Source organism: Buttiauxella sp. (genome assembly GCF_035271705.1).
In the GTDB taxonomy this organism is placed as follows: Bacteria; Pseudomonadota; Gammaproteobacteria; order Enterobacterales; family Enterobacteriaceae; genus Buttiauxella.
Genome location: NZ_DATERI010000176.1, coordinates 1 through 19,422, shown reverse-complemented (window position 1 = coordinate 19,422; position 19,422 = coordinate 1). Strand labels below are relative to the sequence as shown.

The 19,422-nt window shown below is 47.7% G+C and carries 18 protein-coding genes and 1 other annotated feature; of the genes, 3 read left to right on the top strand and 15 right to left on the bottom strand.

Annotated features, from left to right (window positions below; translation table 11 throughout):
- Positions 1-1,984: phosphoenolpyruvate synthase (ppsA, locus tag VJY99_RS16205; RefSeq protein ID WP_324120290.1), on the bottom strand; the 1,984-nt coding region annotated here is incomplete at its 3' end.
- Between the two features lie 319 nt (positions 1,985-2,303).
- On the opposite strand from ppsA, the gene ppsR reads away from it, so the two are divergent.
- Positions 2,304-3,137: a posphoenolpyruvate synthetase regulatory kinase/phosphorylase PpsR gene (gene ppsR, locus VJY99_RS16200; protein ID WP_324120288.1), complete on the top strand. Its 834-nt coding sequence runs from the start codon at positions 2,304-2,306 to the stop codon at positions 3,135-3,137.
- 159 nt (positions 3,138-3,296) lie between these two features.
- Complete coding sequence (locus VJY99_RS16195) at positions 3,297-4,343, top strand: 3-deoxy-7-phosphoheptulonate synthase (RefSeq protein ID WP_324120286.1); 1,047 nt, start codon at positions 3,297-3,299, stop codon at positions 4,341-4,343.
- A 59-nt stretch (positions 4,344-4,402) separates the two neighbouring features.
- Here the strand turns inward: VJY99_RS16195 and selO are convergent, their stop codons facing one another.
- The 14 genes from selO to thrS form a co-directional block, all read right to left on the bottom strand.
- On the bottom strand, positions 4,403-5,848 hold the full coding sequence (selO, locus tag VJY99_RS16190; RefSeq protein ID WP_324120284.1) for a protein adenylyltransferase SelO: 1,446 nt from the start codon (positions 5,846-5,848) through the stop codon (positions 4,403-4,405).
- Positions 5,849-5,947: 99 nt separating this feature from the next.
- Positions 5,948-6,691: an EAL domain-containing protein gene (locus VJY99_RS16185; RefSeq protein ID WP_324120282.1), complete on the bottom strand. Its 744-nt coding sequence runs from the start codon at positions 6,689-6,691 to the stop codon at positions 5,948-5,950.
- A gap of 415 nt (positions 6,692-7,106) precedes the next feature.
- Entirely contained in the window at positions 7,107-7,568 is a 462-nt protein-coding gene (locus VJY99_RS16180; protein ID WP_324120280.1) for an NlpC/P60 family protein, read from the bottom strand.
- An 80-nt stretch (positions 7,569-7,648) separates the two neighbouring features.
- Entirely contained in the window at positions 7,649-8,395 is a 747-nt protein-coding gene (gene btuD / locus VJY99_RS16175) for a vitamin B12 ABC transporter ATP-binding protein BtuD (protein WP_324120278.1), read from the bottom strand.
- The gene (locus VJY99_RS16170; protein WP_324120276.1) at positions 8,395-8,946 is read right to left on the bottom strand and encodes a glutathione peroxidase; all 552 of its coding nucleotides are present in this window, start codon (positions 8,944-8,946) and stop codon (positions 8,395-8,397) included. Before VJY99_RS16170 ends, btuD begins: the two co-directional genes overlap by 1 nt.
- 119 nt (positions 8,947-9,065) lie before the next feature.
- The gene (gene btuC / locus VJY99_RS16165; protein ID WP_324120273.1) at positions 9,066-10,046 is read right to left on the bottom strand and encodes a vitamin B12 ABC transporter permease BtuC; all 981 of its coding nucleotides are present in this window, start codon (positions 10,044-10,046) and stop codon (positions 9,066-9,068) included.
- A gap of 118 nt (positions 10,047-10,164) precedes the next feature.
- Positions 10,165-10,464, bottom strand: coding sequence for an integration host factor subunit alpha (gene ihfA, locus VJY99_RS16160; RefSeq protein WP_001229265.1), 300 nt, complete (start codon positions 10,462-10,464; stop codon positions 10,165-10,167).
- 4 nt (positions 10,465-10,468) lie between these two features.
- The gene (gene pheT / locus VJY99_RS16155; protein ID WP_324120254.1) at positions 10,469-12,856 is read right to left on the bottom strand and encodes a phenylalanine--tRNA ligase subunit beta; all 2,388 of its coding nucleotides are present in this window, start codon (positions 12,854-12,856) and stop codon (positions 10,469-10,471) included.
- Between the two features lie 14 nt (positions 12,857-12,870).
- Entirely contained in the window at positions 12,871-13,854 is a 984-nt protein-coding gene (pheS, locus tag VJY99_RS16150) for a phenylalanine--tRNA ligase subunit alpha (RefSeq protein WP_324120252.1), read from the bottom strand.
- Between the two features lie 61 nt (positions 13,855-13,915).
- Positions 13,916-14,039 (bottom strand) — a sequence feature (Phe leader region).
- Complete coding sequence (gene pheM / locus VJY99_RS16145) at positions 13,990-14,034, bottom strand: pheST operon leader peptide PheM (protein ID WP_001386830.1); 45 nt, start codon at positions 14,032-14,034, stop codon at positions 13,990-13,992. It overlaps the preceding feature by 45 nt.
- Before the next feature lie 119 nt (positions 14,040-14,158).
- Positions 14,159-14,515 (bottom strand): 50S ribosomal protein L20, encoded by a 357-nt coding sequence (gene rplT / locus VJY99_RS16140; RefSeq protein WP_000124850.1) that lies wholly within the window; start codon positions 14,513-14,515, stop codon positions 14,159-14,161.
- Between the two features lie 45 nt (positions 14,516-14,560).
- Positions 14,561-14,758 (bottom strand): 50S ribosomal protein L35, encoded by a 198-nt coding sequence (gene rpmI, locus VJY99_RS16135; protein WP_005968897.1) that lies wholly within the window; start codon positions 14,756-14,758, stop codon positions 14,561-14,563.
- Between the two features lie 96 nt (positions 14,759-14,854).
- Positions 14,855-15,397 carry a translation initiation factor IF-3 gene (gene infC / locus VJY99_RS16130; protein ID WP_074388328.1) on the bottom strand — a complete coding sequence of 181 codons (543 nt, stop codon included), beginning with the start codon at positions 15,395-15,397 and terminating at the stop codon, positions 14,855-14,857.
- Positions 15,398-15,401: 4 nt separating this feature from the next.
- Positions 15,402-17,330: a threonine--tRNA ligase gene (thrS, locus tag VJY99_RS16125; RefSeq protein WP_324120239.1), complete on the bottom strand. Its 1,929-nt coding sequence runs from the start codon at positions 17,328-17,330 to the stop codon at positions 15,402-15,404.
- Positions 17,331-17,892: 562 nt separating this feature from the next.
- On the opposite strand from thrS, the gene VJY99_RS16120 reads away from it, so the two are divergent.
- Positions 17,893-19,422, top strand: a 1,530-nt coding sequence (locus VJY99_RS16120) for an acyltransferase (protein ID WP_324120237.1), incomplete at its 3' end; no start/stop codon positions are given.

Sequence of the window (19,422 nt, the reverse complement as noted above, 5' to 3'; positions counted from 1 at the left end):
GCACAAACGGCACCATCACTTCGACGTTCGTCAGGCCCATTTCGTTACGCACGCGTTTCATGGCGGCACATTCCAGTGCGAAGCAATCACGGAAACTGTCGGACACATAACGCCCCGCCCCACGGAAGCCAAGCATTGGGTTTTCTTCTTCCGGCTCATAACGCTCACCGCCCACCAGGTTGGCGTATTCGTTAGATTTGAAATCAGACAGACGTACAATCACACGCTTCGGCCAGAATGCCGCGCCCAATGTGGCAATCCCTTCGGTCAGACGACCGACATAAAACTCAACGGGATCGTCGTAACCTTTCATCATTTCACGAATTTCGTTTTGCAGCGCAGGCTCTTGCTCATCAAACTCCAGCAACGCGCGAGGATGCACACCAATCATACGGTTGATAATGAATTCCAGACGCGCCAGCCCCACGCCTTCGTTTGGCAGGCAGGCAAAATCAAAGGCGCGATCGGGGTTACCGACGTTCATCATAATTTTCAGCGGCAGATCCGGCATGGCATCGACGGTCGAACTCTTAATGCTGAAATCCAGCAGTTCGGCGTAGGCGTAACCGGTATCGCCTTCAGCACATGAAACCGTCACGTTCTGACCATCATGCATACGTTCAGTCGCGTCGCCACAGCCCACAACAGCCGGAATACCCAGTTCACGGGCAATAATTGCCGCGTGACAGGTACGACCGCCACGGTTAGTGACAATCGCGGCTGCCTTTTTCATGATAGGTTCCCAGTCCGGGTCGGTCATGTCAGTCACCAACACATCACCCGGCTGAATACGGTGCATCTCGCTAATATCGTGGATAACTTTTACCGGACCCGCACCAATGCGATGGCCGATGGCACGTCCTTCGGCAATAATTTTGCCTTGACTATGCAACTGGTAACGCTCCATCACCTGACCCTGGGAACGCACAGTTTCCGGACGCGCCTGCACAATAAATAGCTTGCCGGTGTGTCCATCTTTAGCCCATTCGATATCCATCGGACGGCCGTAGTGTTTCTCGATTTGTACCGCTTGTTTTGCCAATTCCTGCACTTCATCAGCGGTAATGGAGAACTGGTCGCGCGCAGCTTGTGGAACATCTTCAATACGAACCTGTTTGCCATGTTCCTGGCTAGGTGCGTAAACCATGCGGATTTTTTTCGAACCCATGTTGCGGCGTACAATCGAAGGTCTGCCCGCAGCCAATGTAGGCTTGTGAACGTAGAATTCGTCTGGGTTTACCGCACCCTGCACCACCATTTCACCAAGGCCATAGGCGGAGGTGATAAACACCACCTGGTCAAAACCCGATTCCGTGTCGATAGAGAACATGACACCCGAGGATGCGAGGTCAGAACGCACCATGCGCTGAACACCAGCGGAGAGCGCAACGCCACGATGGTCGTAGCCCTGATGAACGCGATAAGAGATAGCGCGGTCGTTAAACAGTGAAGCAAAGACGTGTTTCACGGCAACCAACACCGCGTCATAACCTTGAACGTTGAGGAAAGTTTCTTGTTGTCCGGCAAACGATGCATCAGGCATGTCTTCAGCGGTCGCGGAGGAGCGTACGGCAAAAGAGGCATCAGCATCGTCAGAGGAAAGTTGTTCGTAGGCATCGTGAATGGCTTTTTCCAGTTCAGGCTGGAATGGCGTATCTATTATCCATTGGCGGATTTGAGCGCCAGCTTTTGCAAGCTCCGTCACGTCATCAATATCCGTTTTATCCAGCAGCTCATAGATACGCTGATTCACGCCACTTTGGTCAAGAAACAAGTTAAACGCTTGAGACGTGGTGGCAAAACCATTCGGCACGGAAACACCCATGCCAGAAAGGTTAGTAATCATTTCACCCAGAGAGGCATTTTTGCCCCCGACCCTGTCTACATCATTCATGCCAAGTTGGTTGTACCAAAGCACCAGCGGTGACGAGTTGGACATCGAAACAATCCTTTTGTGATATATGAATGGGTACCAGCAACACATTACATCTCTTTTAGATTGGCATATTTAGGGGTAGGAAAGAAACCGGTGAATCGTTCAAGCAAAATAAAAAATTGAATTTTTCAGATATATTTACATTCTACGTAAGTTATTGATTAATAATTTAGTCCCTATGTTAATAATGGTTTAAGAAGATAATAAAAGTGAACCATGCATTTCATTAAAAATAAAAACCACGTTTCATTTTTAAAATTGAATTGAGATTGATCCACAACGGAAGGTTTTAATGTATACCCTAAATAATTCGAATTGCAGCCCGGCTGCAAGAAAATGAATCCCAAATCACTTACAGGACTGAAAAATGGATAGCGCAGTAGACAGGCAGGTTTTTTATATTTCCGATGGCACCGCCATTACCGCCGAAGTGCTTGGACACGCGGTGATGTCGCAGTTTCCGGTTACCATTAACAGCATTACGCTGCCGTTTGTGGAAAACGAAAGCCGCGCCAATGCCGTGAAAGAGCAAATCAATGCGATTTACCAGCAATCTGGCGTGCGCCCGTTGGTGTTTTACTCCATCGTGTCAGCGGAAATTCGCAACATTATTTTGCAAAGTGAAGGTTTTTGTCAGGATATCGTGCAGGCGCTGGTCGCCCCTTTACAGCAAGAATTGAAACTTGATCCGACGCACATTGCACACCGTGCTCATGGCCTGAATCCGGGTAATTTAATCAAATACGATGCGCGTATTGCAGCAATTGATTACACACTGGCCCATGATGACGGCATTTCGATGAGAAACCTCGATCAGGCGCAGGTTATCTTGTTGGGTGTTTCACGTTGCGGGAAAACACCGACCAGTTTGTATCTCGCGATGCAGTTTGGTATTCGTGCCGCAAACTATCCATTCATCGCCGACGATATGGATAACATTCGCCTCCCTGCGGAACTTAAACCGCTGCAACACAAATTGTTTGGTCTGACCATCAATCCCGAACGCCTCGCGGCTATCCGTGAAGAGCGCCGGGAAAACAGCCGCTATGCGTCGATGCGCCAGTGCCGCCTTGAAGTGGCTGAAGTGGAAGCGCTGTTTCGCAAGAACCAGATCCGCTATCTCAACAGTACCAATTACTCGGTTGAAGAGATGGCAACCAAGATCCTTGATATCATGGGGTTGAATCGCCGCATGTACTAACAAACTAGTTCAAGAGTGCGATCTTGTATGATAGGCTGTACAGAATTAGGGGGTCACGATTCAGTTTTACGGTTGAATTCAACATAAATTGGTTTATCGTGACTGCCATCACTTCCCGGTACTTTTGCCGAGCTGAAGACAAAATTTCTGAGACACCCAATGAATAAAACAGATGAATTGCGCACCGCGCGCATCGACAGTCTGGTTACACCTGCGGAACTGGCACAGCGTTTGGCTGTATCCCAACAAGTCGCACAAAACGTAACAGCCTCCCGTCGTCGTATCGAAAAAATCCTCAACGGCGAGGATAATCGCCTGCTGGTGATTGTTGGCCCTTGCTCAATCCATGACCTGGATGCAGCAATGGATTACGCACACCGTTTGCAGGCGGCACGTGAACAGCATCAGCATCGCCTTGAAATCGTGATGCGTACCTATTTTGAAAAGCCGCGCACCGTTGTGGGCTGGAAAGGGTTAATTTCCGATCCCGATTTGAATGGCAGCTATCGCGTGAACCATGGCATTGAGCAAGCACGCCGTTTACTTTTGCAGGTCAACGAGTTGGGTGTCCCGACGGCCACCGAATTTCTGGATATGGTGATCGGCCAGTATATCGCTGATTTGATTAGTTGGGGTGCCATTGGCGCGCGTACCACTGAGAGCCAAATCCACCGTGAAATGGCATCCGCGCTTTCTTGCCCAGTGGGCTTCAAAAATGGTACCGACGGGAATACACGTATTGCCGTTGATGCGATTCGTGCTGCTCGCTCCAGCCATATGTTCCTTTCGCCTGATAAACACGGGCAGATGACCATTTATCAAACCAGTGGTAATCCATACGGCCATATCATCATGCGCGGTGGCAAACAGCCAAACTACCACGCAGCCGACATTGCTGCGGCATGTGAAAGCCTGCATGAGTTTGATTTGCCTGATCAATTGGTCATTGATTTTAGCCACGGCAACTGTCAGAAACAGCATCGCCGCCAATTGGAAGTGTGTGAGGATGTCTGTAACCAGATTCGTAATGGTTCGCGCGCCATTGCCGGTATTATGGCTGAGAGTTTTATTCATGAAGGTACGCAGCAAATTGTTGCGGGGAAACCGTTGGTATACGGCCAGTCGATTACCGACCCTTGTCTGAACTGGGAAGACACGAAAACACTGCTCGATATGCTGGCAGACGCAACAGATAGCCGTTTTTGATTTTATGGTGGGTAGCGGCTTGCGCTTACCCACCCTACTCCTTTGTCGCTGTGCGTTGTTTAACTAGAACAACTCACCTCTAAACGCCGTCCCCAATCTGGTGGACGTTGCGTCACTTCTCCATCATGGTCGGCAAATGGCTGTTTCAGCGTTTCATGTAATTGTGCCAGAACGCTCACATCGCCCTGCTCTGCGGCATCAATGGCACGCTGAGCCAGCCAATTGCGTAAAACAACTGAAGGGTTGGCCGCTTTCATCGCCAGCTGACGCTGTTCATCGCTTATTTGCTCGGTTTGCAGACGTTCCCGATAACGAGTAAACCAGCTATCAAAACCCGCTCGGTCGATGAATTCGTCACGCAATGGTGAGCTCGCGGAAGTTTGTTCAGTCAGGCTTAACATTCTGAACGTACGCGTGTAATCACTGCCTTCTTTAGCCATCAAGCCAAACAATTCGGTAAGGATTTCGTTATCCGCCGTTTGTTCAGTCAACAACCCCAGTTTGCCGCGCATTAATTCCCCGAAGGATTGCATTAACGCGAACTGATAGTGATCGAGCAATTCATTGAGCCATTCGACTGAAATAAACGGTGACAGCGTTTGCGCCAGCCTTTGCAGGTTCCACAGCCCAACAGCAGGCTGATTATCAAAGGCATAACGCCCCTGATGATCGGAATGGTTGCAGATGAAACCAGGCTGATAATCGTCGAGGAAGCCGTACGGGCCATAATCCATCGTCAAACCGAGAATCGACATATTATCGGTATTCATCACGCCATGCGCGAACCCCACCGTTTGCCAGTTCGCGATCATCCGCGCGGTACGTTCAACCACATCACGGAACCAAAGCTGATATTTGTCTGCCTCATCGACAAGATGCGGCCAGTGATGAGCGATAACATAATCCGCCAGTTGCTGTACTTTCTGTGGTTCACGACGGTAGTAGAAATGCTCAAAGTGACCAAAGCGCACATGGCTTTGCGCCACGCGGATCAACATCGCACCTTGTTCGGTGGTTTCACGTTGAACTGGCGTGTCGCTGGTCACAATACTCAGTGCTCGGGTGGTCGGAGTATTCAGCCCATGCATTGCTTCACTGGCGAGGAATTCGCGTATCGTGGAGCGCAGCACCGCGCGGCCATCGCCCATGCGCGAATAAGGCGTCAAACCCGCACCTTTCAGGTGCCAGTCAAATTTACGCCCATCAGCCAGTTGCTGCTCACCGAGCAAAATACCGCGCCCATCACCCAACTGGCCAGCCCAGACACCAAACTGATGCCCACTATAAACCTGCGCTAATGGCTGCATCCCCGGCAGCAGTGTTTCGCCGCTCCAGATACCGGTATGAGATTCGTCAAAAAGCGTGTCATCCAGCCCCAGTTCATCGGCAAGAGGGCGGTTATAATAAAACAACCGGGCATTATGCAGTGGCGTGGGCTTGAGAGCCGTATAAAAGCCGGGCAATTCGTCGTGCCAGCTGTTGTTAAATTCAGGTTTGTTAGTCATGGAGCCTCCAGCCGATAGTATATACCCATCATCCTTCAAGCTGCTGGGGTGTTGGCCACCAACCTGCAACTCGAATGCTAAAGGGGATAGCCAGGGATATTAGTTCATTGACGGTGAATCTGGCCGAAACCACTCCTCCAGTAATCCAGGTGCAATTCCCGGCCAGAGATTTCCCTGCATGGCGAAACCGGCGATTGAAAGCACTTTCTGGCGAGCCGCTTCATCATCAATTCCATTAATTGTCAGCGTCTGACAAAACGGAGAAAGTTGTGCGAACATGGCAAACATAAATGGCTCAAAAGAGCGTTGCTTAATTTGTTTATGAATAAATGATTTGTCGAAAAATACACGTTTAAACAACCCGTCAAAGATCGGTTTACTGGTCGCAATTCCCGCACCAAAATTTGCCAGCGCTAATGGGAAATGCTTACCCATTGCCATTAAACGCGCATTTTCATTACCACGATTTAACTCTGGGAAGTTCTCATTGATGGTAAACTCAATGAACGGAAGCTGCGCCAGACGGGTAATCAACTCGACATCGATTAAAATCGCATCAATAATTATCGGGGTTATATTCACCCACACAACGAGACTTTGAGTGTTAAAGAATGCTTGATAGTTTTCGAGTAATTCTATTTGCTCAGAGAATAATATTAATTGCTGCTCTGGCTTAATAACAGGCGTAACTAACTCCGTTGGAATACGTACCGGTGCATCAATTCCAGCAAAATTCACTATTAGCTCAACACCTAATACTTCACCATCAGGTAAGTAAACAGGTTGGAAATAAAGTTCCGAACGATATTGTGCATCGAGTATGAGGATCATCTTGCCAACCATTTAGAGAATGGGGTGGATGGCATCGTGACACGATGAACATCCAGTGTTAACTGGATTGATTTTGTTATAATTAAAGACACGTTCATCCCTGAATGTTTATCAAAACCTTCCTTGAAGAGATTAATATTATCCTGGATAACTCCATATCGCCAGTTTTAGCGAATATAACAAACAGTATTAGCGTGGATTATCTAAGCAGGGAAATAGTTACACACAGTGATTACAGAGTTATTCCAGATGGCGAAACACGCCATTTCGGCAACCTGTTCCAAGATTACCCAACATTCCTTCCGATATTACGTAATGCTGTAAAATATAACCAGGAATGATAATAGGAGATTAAGTCGACCAGGGAATGACTGATGGGGGTGACGTTTAGGGCCATTGACTGACCCTAAACGCGGGAAAAATCGAGCTAGATGCGACGAGCCTGCCAAAACTTTTTACGCCAGTAGACATTATCCAGCGAAGAACGAATCACACCACGACTGGTCGAGGCATGAATAAACTGGTTATCCGTGTCGTAAATACCGACGTGTAATCCACTTTCACCTGCGCCTGTTTTAAAGAAAACCAGATCACCGGGCAGGAGTTCGTCTTTATCAATTTGCGTGCCGATTTCCGCTTGCTCGCGGGTTTCACGCGGCAGTTGGAGCTCAAAGCGGTCACGGAAGGTGACGGATACAAAACCAGAACAGTCGACACCACGACGACTCATACCACCATAGCGATACGGTGTTCCATGCCAGCCGCTAAGTTGGTCATTGAGTTTCGCAATAACCGTTATTGAGTCTGACAAACGAGAATTTGGTGGGGGCGCATGGTGGCTACACCCTGCGAGTACCAGACATGCCACAACAATAATCCATACACGCATTTTCAGGCTAATCCTCACCCGTTTATAATTTCCAGTAATTTAGCGCTTACCCATGATTTGGTGCAAGTTTTTACCACCAATTACAGTGGGGCTATAAGCATACTGTGCCCTTCTATCTGCAATCTGCGAAAGTGCATGTTATAGGCAGCCGCTAAATGTTGCGGTGAAAGCACTTCATCCCGATTCCCTTGCGCAATCATTTTACCCGAGCGCAGTAACCAGACTGTGTGGGCATGACGCAAACTGTGGTTTAAATCATGGCTGCTCATAACCACTCCGATACCCGCTTCACACAGTGCCATCAGGATCCTATCCAACGCGGTCTGCTGCGCGACATCAAGACTGTTCATAGGCTCGTCCAGTAAAAGTAGACGACCATGCGGATTGATTTCTGGATGAATTTGCAACACCACAGCCGCTAACCGGACGCGCTGCCATTCGCCACCCGAAAGCTGATTTACACTGCGCGTGAGTTTATCCGCCAGCCCCAAATCTCCGACCAGCCTTAGCATGACGGGGTCAGAGGGGCTGACCGACTGATGCAATTGCAGATAATGCCAGACGGGCATCGAAAATGGCGGCATCTGCTGCTGAGAGAGATATGCGCGATGATGGGCCAGTTGCGTTGGCTGCCAGTCGCTGAGATTGTTCCCGGCAAACATAATTTGCCCAGCACCTGAGCTAAGCCCTGCTGCACGCATTAGCAACGTGCTTTTACCCGCGCCATTTGGCCCAACAAGATGCACCAGTTCGCCCGCTTGTACAGCGGCGGAAATTGGCCCCAGCCGCTCCGCCACGGTCACTTCATTAAGCTGCAACAACGACATTACTTCGTCAGCGCCGACTTAATTGCATCAACAATCGTTGAGTCATCAGGCGTCATATCCGGTGAAAAACGTTGAATCACCTGGCCATCACGACCCACGAGGAATTTCTCAAAGTTCCAGAGAATATCGCCAGCATGGGCAGGTGCGCGACCTTTACTGCTCATGCGCTCAAGAAAGCCGCTGCCTTCTGGTGCGATGGCTGTCGGTGCGACAGCAACCAATTTTGTGTACAGTGGATGACGATTTTCGCCATTAACGTCCAGTTTGCTAAACAGGGGGAATGTCACGCCGTACGTCGTGCTACAGAAGGTTTTAATCTCTTCTTCGCTGCCTGGTTCTTGACCCAGGAACTGGTTACAAGGGAAACCTAGCACCGAGAAACCTTCATGCTCGAGCTCTTTTTGCAGGTTTTCTAATTGTTCATATTGCACTGTCAGGCCGCACTTAGAGGCAACGTTCACCAGCAGCAGCACTTTTCCTTTCCAGTTTTCGAGCGTTGTGGCTTCACCATCAATGGTGGTTACTTCAGTGTTCAGAATGTCTTGCATCACGACCTCGTAGATTGATTCGTTTACCCTAAATAATTGAAGTTGCATCACGGCGGCAAGTGATTCGGATGAATGAACGCAGCCAGCACAGATGCAGCATCAAGTATGACGGGGAGGGTTCATTATTTCCCAGCCTTTAATAGTAGCCAGATAAATACAGGTGCGCCTAATGTTGCTGTCACAACGCCTATCGGTAATTCGGCGGATGCCAGCGCCAAACGCGCAATGATGTCAGCACCCAGTAGCACAGTGGCTCCAGCCAGCGCGCTTGCGGGTAGCAAAATTCGATGATCGGTTAACCCTTTAAGTCGCAACATATGGGGGATAATGAGGCCGATAAAACCAATGGCTCCCGCAAGTGCAACACTCACACCCACCAGCCAACCCGTCGCAATCACCAGAATATTTCGCCAAAGCCAAACGGGTAATCCCAACTGGCGAGCCGACATTTCACCCAGAGCCATTAAATTCAACGGAGCATAGTTGCGGCATAACCACATCATCACTGGCAGCAGCGTTATCATCAACCACCATTGCCGCCAGTCCACCCCACCAAAGCCTCCCATCATCCAGTACATTAACTGGCGCAAATCAAGGCTGGTACTGAAATAGATAGCCCAGGTCATTAAAGCGCTACAGATAATCCCCAGCGCCACACCAGCAAGCAGCAGACGACTGTTAGAAAGGTGACGCTTTGAAAAGCGCAGCAAGATAAAGGTGATAACCAGTGCGCCGAAAATTGCGCAAAGACCTAACACCCAACCGGGCAGCATTCCTTGCCCGAGCAGTACCGCCGCGACGAGTGCTACTCCTGCACCATTCGAGACGCCAAGCAGCCCAGGTTCGGCCAGTGGATTTTCAAAAAGCGCCTGCATAATCGTGCCGGATATCGCAAGTGCCGCTCCGACCAACAACACAGCTAAGGTGCGCGGCATTCGAATCTGCCAGATAAACAGCTGCGCATCTTCACGCAGCCAGTGTTGTGGGGAAAACCACTGGTCTCCGGCACACAGACTGAGCGCGGCCATCCCCAACATGGTGGCAAACAATGCCAGTAGCCAGCGACGTTCAAAGCGGTGCTGTCGCGCAACAAAAGTGTGCATCTGGTTGATGAGATCCGTTTAGTAGCCATTCATAAATTTGATTTTACGGGGGATTTTCCGTGCAGGACAAGAAGAAAAGAAAAAGGCCGCTGATTGCGGCCTTTTTGGTTAATTCAGGTTACTCGTCTTTTGGCGACGCGTTCTCAACCCTACTTTTCAACTTCTGACCAGGTCGGAAAGTCACTACACGGCGAGCCGTAATAGGAATATCTTCACCGGTCTTCGGGTTACGCCCGGGACGTTGGTTTTTATCGCGTAAGTCAAAATTACCAAAGCCTGATAGTTTAACCTGCTCACCGTTTTCCAGAGCACGACGGATCTCTTCGAAAAACAGCTCTACCAACTCTTTAGCATCACGTTTGCTAAGCCCTAGCTTATCAAACAGATATTCTGACATTTCAGCTTTTGTAAGCGCCATACGTTCAATCCCTCAATGATGCCTGGAATCGCTCTTTTAATGCCTCTACACATTTTGCAACGGTAGCGGCAATCTCCTCTTCTTCGAGTGTACGGCCCGTATCCTGTAGGATAAGGCTTATGGCAAGGCTCTTATAACCTTCAGCTACACCTTTGCCACGGTACACATCAAATAAGTTTACGCCAACTACCTGATTTGCGCCAACTTTCTTACATTCGACCAAAATATCTGCTGCGGGAACGTTTTCGGCGACCACAACAGCGATGTCACGACGGTTCGCTGGGAATCGAGAAATCTCTTTCGACTCAGGCACAGCGCGGTCTGCAAGCTTGTTCCACAGCACTTCGAACACCAGTGTACGGCCATTCAGAGAAAGCTTACGCTCGAGTTCTGGATGCACAACACCAATGAAACCAATGTATTCGCCATGTAAATAAATGGCTGCACTTTGGCCTGGATGCAAAGCTGGGTTGCTTGCGACTCTAAATTCAATGTCTGAAAGCTGACCAGTAAGATCCAGAACCGCTTCCAGATCGCCCTTCAAATCATAGAAGTCGACGGTGTTACGCGCCAGATCCCAATGCTCTTCGTAGCGATTTCCGCAGATAGCACCAGCCAGCATAAGATCCTGACGAATACCCAGGTCTGCCTGAGTATCAGGAACAAAGCGTAAACCTGATTCAAAGATACGTACACGGCTCTGCTGGCGGTTTTGGTTGTAAACTACAGTATTGAGCAGGCCAGTCAGCAAGGACAAACGCATGGCTGACATTTCGCTGGAAATTGGGCTTGGCAGAATCAGATTTTCTTCACCCGGGTGCAGCAACTGTTGAACTTTAGGATCAACAAAGCTGTAGGTGATCACTTCCTGATAGCCTTTATCAACCAGCATGGTTTTCACACGCTTAAGTGAAAGGTCCGCTTCACGATGGCTACCCATGATAAGACCCGCTTGTACCGGTTCATCAGGAATGCTGTTGTAGCCATATACGCGCGCCACTTCTTCAACCAGATCTTCTTCAATCTGCATATCAAAACGCCAACTCGGAGCCACTGCGGTCCACTGGTTGTCGCCTTCAGTCACTTCACAACCCAGACGACGCAGAATGTCGCTAACCTGCGAATCTTCAATATGATGGCCAATCAGACGGTCCAGCTTGCTGCGACGCAGAGTAATTGTGGCAGCTTTTGGCAAATGTGCTTCATTGGTGACGTCGATAACCGGACCGGCTTCACCACCACAGATGTCAATCAACAGGCGAGTGGCACGTTCCATTGCTTTGAATTGCAGTGCAGAATCCACGCCACGCTCATAGCGATGGGAAGCATCGGTATGTAAGCCATGACGACGCGCGCGTCCGGTGATAGACAGAGGGCTGAAGAATGCGCATTCCAGTAACACGTTCTGGGTTTCATCATTCACACCAGAATGTTCGCCGCCAAAGATACCCCCCATGGCCAGCGCTTTAGTGTGGTCAGCAATAACCAGCGTATCAGCGTTCAGTTTCGCTTCATTGCCGTCAAGCAGCGTCAGGGTTTCGCCCTCTTCCGCCATACGCACCACAATGCCACCTTCGATGCGGTTCAGGTCGAACGCATGCATTGGTTGGCCCAGTTCTAGCAACACGTAGTTAGTGACGTCAACTACTGCATCGATAGAACGAATACCGCAACGACGCAGTTTCTCTTTCATCCACAGTGGTGTTGGCGCTTTAACATTGATGCCTTTAACAACACGGCCCAGATAACGTGGGCAAGCTTCCGGTGCATCGACACGAATCGGCAGCGTATCGGTAATGGTCGCTGCAACTGAGACCATTTCTGGCTCGTGTAATGGCAGCTTGTTAACGACAGCAACATCACGAGCAACACCGATGATACCTAAACAGTCGGCACGGTTTGGCGTGACGCTGATTTCGATAGTGTTGTCATCAAGCTTCAGGTATTCGCGGATGTCGGTGCCAATTGGCGCATCCTGTGGCAGCTCGATAATGCCGTCGTGATCGTCGGAAATACCCAGCTCAGAGAATGAACACAGCATGCCTTCTGATGGTTCGCCACGCAGTTTGGCAGCCTTAATTTTGAAATCACCCGGCAGCACAGCACCAACAGTTGCAACCGCAACACGCAAGCCCTGACGGCAATTTGGTGCTCCGCAAACGATGTCTAACAGGCGTTCGCCACCAACATTCACTTTTGTTACACGCAGTTTGTCAGCATTTGGATGTTGGCCGCACTCAACCACTTCACCCACAACCACGCCATTAAATGCACCTGCAACGGCATCAACACCATCAACTTCAAGACCAGCCATAGTGATTTGGCTGGAAAGCTCTTCACTGCTGTTGGCTGGGTTTACCCATTCGCGTAACCAGAGTTCACTGAATTTCATTGGATATCCCGCCCTTATTTGAACTGTTTGAGGAAACGTAAATCATTTTCGAAGAATGCACGCAGATCGGTCACACCGTAGCGCAGCATGGTCAGACGCTCCATGCCCATACCGAATGCAAAGCCTGAGTAAACTTCTGGGTCAATACCCACGTTACGCAAGACATTTGGGTGCACCATGCCACAACCTAAAACTTCCAGCCATTTGCCATTTTTGCCCATAACATCAACTTCAGCGGAAGGCTCAGTAAACGGGAAGTAGGACGGACGGAAACGAATCTGCAAGTCAGCTTCGAAGAAGTTGTTCAGGAAATCGTGCAATGTGCCTTTCAGGTTGGTGAAGCTGATATTGGTATCAACAATCAAACCTTCCATTTGATGGAACATTGGTGTGTGTGTCTGATCGTAGTCGTTACGATACACGCGGCCTGGCGCAATAATGCGGATCGGCGGCTGCTTATCTTTCATAGTACGAATCTGTACACCAGAAGTCTGAGTACGCAGCAGACGGGTTGCATCGAACCAGAAAGTATCGTGATCGGCGCGAGCTGGGTGGTGCCCTGGAATGTTCAGCGCATCGAAGTTGTGGTAGTCATCTTCGATTTCAGGGCCCGTCGCCACGGTGAAGCCCAGTTCACCGAAGAAGCTTTCAATACGGTCAATAGTGCGCGTAACCGGGTGCAACCCCCCGTTTTCAACACGGCGCCCAGGTAACGAGACATCAATCGTTTCTTCTGCCAGACGTGCATTCAGAGCTGCACTTTCCAGTGCATTTTTACGCACATTCAGTGCTTCCTGCACTTTCTCTTTAGCTTCGTTGATGACCGCACCAGCAGCGGGACGCTCTTCTGGTGGCAATTCACGCAGGGTGGTCATCTGCAGGGTCAGATGCCCTTTTTTCCCTAAATATTCGACGCGTACGTTGTCTAACGCGGCAACATCCGGGGCCTCGTTTATGGCAGCCGTTGCGTTGGCAACCAGCTCTGCGAGATGTGGCATGGTATTCCTCTTGTGCCGGTATAATTACCGGGGTAGTTGATCCGTGTACAAAAATGACATGCAAAAAAAAGCCTCCATAATGGAGGCTTTAGGCGCTATTTTTCGTTTCTTTTCTTACGCGCAAAGCCCCCAGATTCAGGTGCTAAAGTAAAAAAAGAAACGGAAAATAGCAGCATTCATGCTTGCAGTTACCTTACTTGTCAGTTTTAAACCTTGCCTGGTGAAAGGGAAGGGTCCAAAAACGTCAACAGATTGATTATGTTAGAAATTAAAAGAGGGAGACAAGCTCCCTCTTTTAACCGGCTTACGCCAGAGCTGCTTTCGCTTTCTCAACCAGTGCAGTAAATGCCACTTTGTCGAATACGGCGATATCAGCCAAGATCTTACGGTCGATTTCAACAGAAGCTTTTTTCAAGCCGTTGATGAATTTGCTGTAAGAGATCCCGTTCTGACGAGCTGCAGCGTTGATACGTGCAATCCACAGCTGACGGAATTGACGCTTACGTTGACGACGGTCACGGTAAGCATATTGGCCAGCTTTGATAACAGCCTGGAAAGCAACGCGGTAAACGCGTGAACGCGCACCGTAGTAGCCTTTGGCTTGTTTAAGGATTTTTTTGTGACGAGCACGTGCGATAACACCACGTTTTACGCGAGCCATATTAGCTCTCCTGTTCTATATTCTGAATTAATTAAAAAGTTCTACTTATGCGTACGGCAGGCAAGCGATAACCAGGCCCAGATCCCCTTTGGAGACCATACCTTTCGGACGCAGGTGACGTTTACGCTTAGTAGACTTTTTAGTCAGAATATGACGCAGGTTAGCGTGCTTACGCTTAAAACCACCACCGGCGGTCTTTTTGAAGCGCTTAGCGGCGCCGCGTACAGTTTTAATCTTTGGCATTTAATAACTTTCCACTTCGCATTGTTAATAAAACGAACCAGAAGGCGAACAAAACTCACGAGGCAAAAGCCTCGCGAGAACTGTTACTTGATGGCCTTACTGTTTCTTCTTCGGAGCGAGCACCATGATCATCTGGCGGCCTTCGATCTTCGATGGGAAGGATTCGACCACTGCCAGTTCACTCAGATCGTCACGGACGCGATTAAGCACTTCCATACCAATCTGTTGGTGAGCCATTTCACGACCGCGGAAACGCAGTGTGATTTTAGCTTTATCACCCTCTTCCAGAAAGCGAACCAGGCTGCGGAGTTTTACCTGATAGTCGCCATCATCGGTACCAGGTCGGAATTTGATTTCCTTGACCTGAATAACTTTTTGCTTTTTCTTCTGTTCCTTAGAAGATTTGCTTTTTTCGTAGAGGAATTTGCCGTAATCCATAATTCGACAAACAGGCGGTTCAGCATTAGGACTGATTTCAACTAAATCGACCCCAGCTTCCTCGGCTTTTTCTAAAGCTTCATTCAGACTGACAATACCTAGCTGCTCGCCTTCTATACCTGTCAGACGAACCTCAGTGGCACGAATTTCTCTGTTTATGCGATTAGGACGCGCCGGTTGAACTCTTTTTCCGCCTTTAATAACTCTATTCCTCTAGTTGATTAAGATTGCGACTGCGAATTTCATTCTGCAGTTTTTCAATCAATTCGTTTACGTCCATGCTACCCAAGTCTTTGCCACGACGGGTACGAACGGCTACTTTGCCTGCTTCGACCTCTTTGTCGCCACAAACTAACATATAAGGGACACGACGCAACGTGTGTTCACGGATTTTAAAGCCAATCTTCTCATTTCTCAAGTCTGCTTTTACACGAATGCCTGCATTTTGCAATTTACGGGTCAATTCGTTAACGTAATCAGACTGTCCATCAGTGATATTCATGACCACTGCTTGAACCGGCGCAAGCCAAGTTGGGAAGAAACCCGCAAATTCTTCAGTCAGGATACCAATAAAACGTTCCATTGACCCGAGAATTGCACGGTGAATCATTACCGGAACCAGGCGTTCGTTACTTTCGCCGATATAAGAAGCACTCAGGCGTGATGGTAAAGAGAAGTCTAGCTGTACAGTGCCGCACTGCCATGCACGATCCAGGCAGTCATACAGGGTAAATTCAATTTTAGGGCCATAGAATGCACCCTCTCCCGGTTGATAATCAAACGGAATATTATTTTCTTGCAATGCTACGGCCAAATCCGCCTCTGCACGATCCCACATTTCGTCGGTACCGATGCGTTTTTCAGGGCGGGTAGACAGCTTCACAACGATTTTTTCAAAACCGAAGGTGCTGTACATATCATAGACCATACGGATGCAGCTATTCACTTCGTCACGTACTTGTTCTTCAGTACAGAAGACGTGAGCATCATCCTGAGTAAAACCACGAACGCGCATCAAACCATGCAACGCACCTGATGGTTCGTTACGGTGGCAGCTACCAAACTCAGCCATACGCAATGGCAAGTCACGATAAGATTTTAAACCTTGGTTAAAGATCTGTACGTGACCTGGGCAGTTCATTGGCTTGATGCAATATTCACGATTCTCAGAAGAGGTGGTAAACATAGCTTCTTTGTAGTTGTCCCAGTGGCCGGTTTTTTCCCACAGCACACGGTCCATCATGAACGGGCCTTTTACTTCTTGATACTGGTACTCTTTGAGCTTGGAACGAACGAAAACTTCCAGTTCACGGAAGATAGTCCAGCCGTCATTGTGCCAGAACACCATACCTGGTGCCTCTTCCTGCATATGATACAGGTCGAGTTGCTTACCGATCTTACGGTGATCACGCTTGGACGCTTCTTCCAGGCGTTGCAGGTAAGCATTCAGTTGTTTCTTGTCAGCCCAAGCGGTGCCGTAGATACGTTGCAGCATTTTGTTGCTGCTGTCGCCACGCCAGTATGCACCGGAAGTTTTCTGCAGTTTGAAATGATGGCAGAAACGCATGTTCGGTACGTGTGGGCCACGGCACATATCAACGTATTCTTCATGATGATACAGACCAGGCTTATCATCATGACTAATATTTTCATCAAGAATCGCGACTTTGTAGCTTTCACCACGGTTCACGAAAGTTTCGCGGGCTTCATGCCAGCTCACTTTCTTCTTGATAACATCGTAATCTTTTTCAGCCAGCTCGTGCATACGCTTTTCGAGCAGCTCAAGATCTTCCTGTGTCAGCGTGTGGTCAATATCAACGTCGTAGTAAAAACCGTTATCAATAACTGGGCCAATCGCCATTTTAGTGTGCGGCCACAGCTGTTTGATGGCATGACCCAATAAGTGGGCGCATGAGTGGCGGAGAATCTCCAGACCAGCTTCATCTTTAACAGTGATAATCGCGAGTTTAGCATCATGCTCAATAACATCAGATGCATCAACCAATTCGCCATCAACACGACCAGCGATACACGCTTTTGCAAGGCCTGGACCAATATCCAGGGCGACATCCAGCGGGCTAACAGCATGGTCGTAATGGCGTTGGCTGCCATCAGGAAGAGTAATAACAGGCATTATAAGTCCTTATCTGCAGTGGTGACCCACACGTAAGATCACATGCAATTCTATATAGTTTAATTAAATCAGCAAGTTAGGAAGGGTTGAATGCTTCACCTCGCAAACTGTGTACATCTGAGTGTACAAAATACTAAATGTACCCTCTTCCACCTGCTGATTAGACGCAGCCATAATACACGTCATTTGATATTGGATAAAGGCGGAACTTGATTGCAACAGAATGAACCATCTAATAAATCCGAATGTACACTGTGTACATCTATACTTTCATCTCTATCGGAGGTGTCTATGTGCGGACGCTTTGCTCAATCTCAAACCAGCGAAGAATATCTAGCCACCTAGCAGGTGAAGCTGCTCCGCATGATGGAGGAGATACTTGAAGAGACCGACATGTGGCTGGCATCTGAAAAGATGTTTAACACAGCAAAGAGAGGTCGCAAATACGCGTTTTTTTTGTACGCACAGCACGTGGTGCTTCCGACTGTCAGAGATCAATGGGTGAAGGGAGTAATTCTGTGTGTTATCATAATTCCGTTTGAAAAATAGGTAGCTTTTTATTATGGAATTCAGAAAAGACATAAACGCTTTGCGTTCTATCGCCGTGCTGTCTGTGATAATTTTTCACTTTAATAGCGACTACCTCCCTGGTGGATTTGCAGGTGTAGATATTTTCTTCGTCATATCGGGATATTTAATGACGAGAATAATTCTATCAGGGATTTACGAAAAAAGATTTAGTGTGAATAAATTTTATTTTTCACGCGCAAAGAGAATAATACCTGCCCTGACAATAACATGCCTTATTACCATGGTAATTGGCTGGCTTTTCATAAAGCCTTCAGATTTTTACGAGATGGGTAAAGATGTAGTAAGTAGTATATTTTTCGTTTCTAATTTTCTTTATTTATCCAGATCTGGCTATTTTGATGACTCTTCAGTAAATAATTTTCTGTTACACACATGGTCCCTTTCCGTTGAGTGGCAGTTTTATATTATTTACCCATTATTATTACTCGTAATTTCGAGGTTTTTCGGATTTAGAGCGGCAAAGCTTTCAATCGTCATAATGTTTATTCTTTCTTTCTGCGCATCTTTGTATGGTACATATAATTATGCAGAAGCGAGTTATTATATGTTTCCGATCAGAGCATGGGCAATGCTTGCAGGCGGATTAGCATACATCATAGCTGCACCTAAAGCGATAAACAGAACGTTAAGCATTGCTGGCCTCATTATTATCACGATAAGTTTTTTCATTATAAACAAAGAAACACCGTGGCCTGGAGTAATGGCAATAGTTCCGGTTGTTGGGGCATTCTTGTGTATTTATTCAAATTCCACATTAAAGCTTTACACCATAAAGCCGTTGCAGTTCATTGGCTCTATATCATATGAGATTTATCTCGTTCATTGGCCTCTTTTGGTATTCACGAGAAAGCTAGACTTGAATATCAGTTTTGCATGGTATGCATTGGTAACCATTATTCTTTCCTTTGCCTTAAACAAATCATTAGACCTCTTTAAATCTAATAAAAAACTTCCCGTAGTATTTTCAGCATGCATTGTACCTTGTCTTTTGGTTATTTCGAATAATGGCTACACCAGTCGAGTGCCAGAGCAATTCAGGATTACCAAAGATGAGTTTCAGAAAAAATACTATGGCGGCACTGATTATACGGCCAATAAGGTTTTCCATATAAATTCCAGAAATAATGACTTTAATTATATAATCACTGGGGACAGTTTTGGGTTGCAGTATATAAAGTCATTTGATGAGCATAAATTAAAGGCTGCTGCACTCTTCGACCATGGATGTCTTATATTTCCGAAATATTCCAGATATCTTAACAACCAAGAAGATACATCATGCTCTGAGGAGTATGAGAAATTGAAGTCAATGATGGACAAGGCTCCATCGGCCCCTCTTATCTTCGCCAGTTCCTGGGATACCTACAATGGCATTCTTATTAAGAAGGGTGACGATACACCTGTTGAAAAGGATAAAGATAAATATTATTCCATCGTTCTTAGTGAAATTTTATCTGTTATCAAAGATGGCGGCAACAAGCGAATATACTACATTATAGGG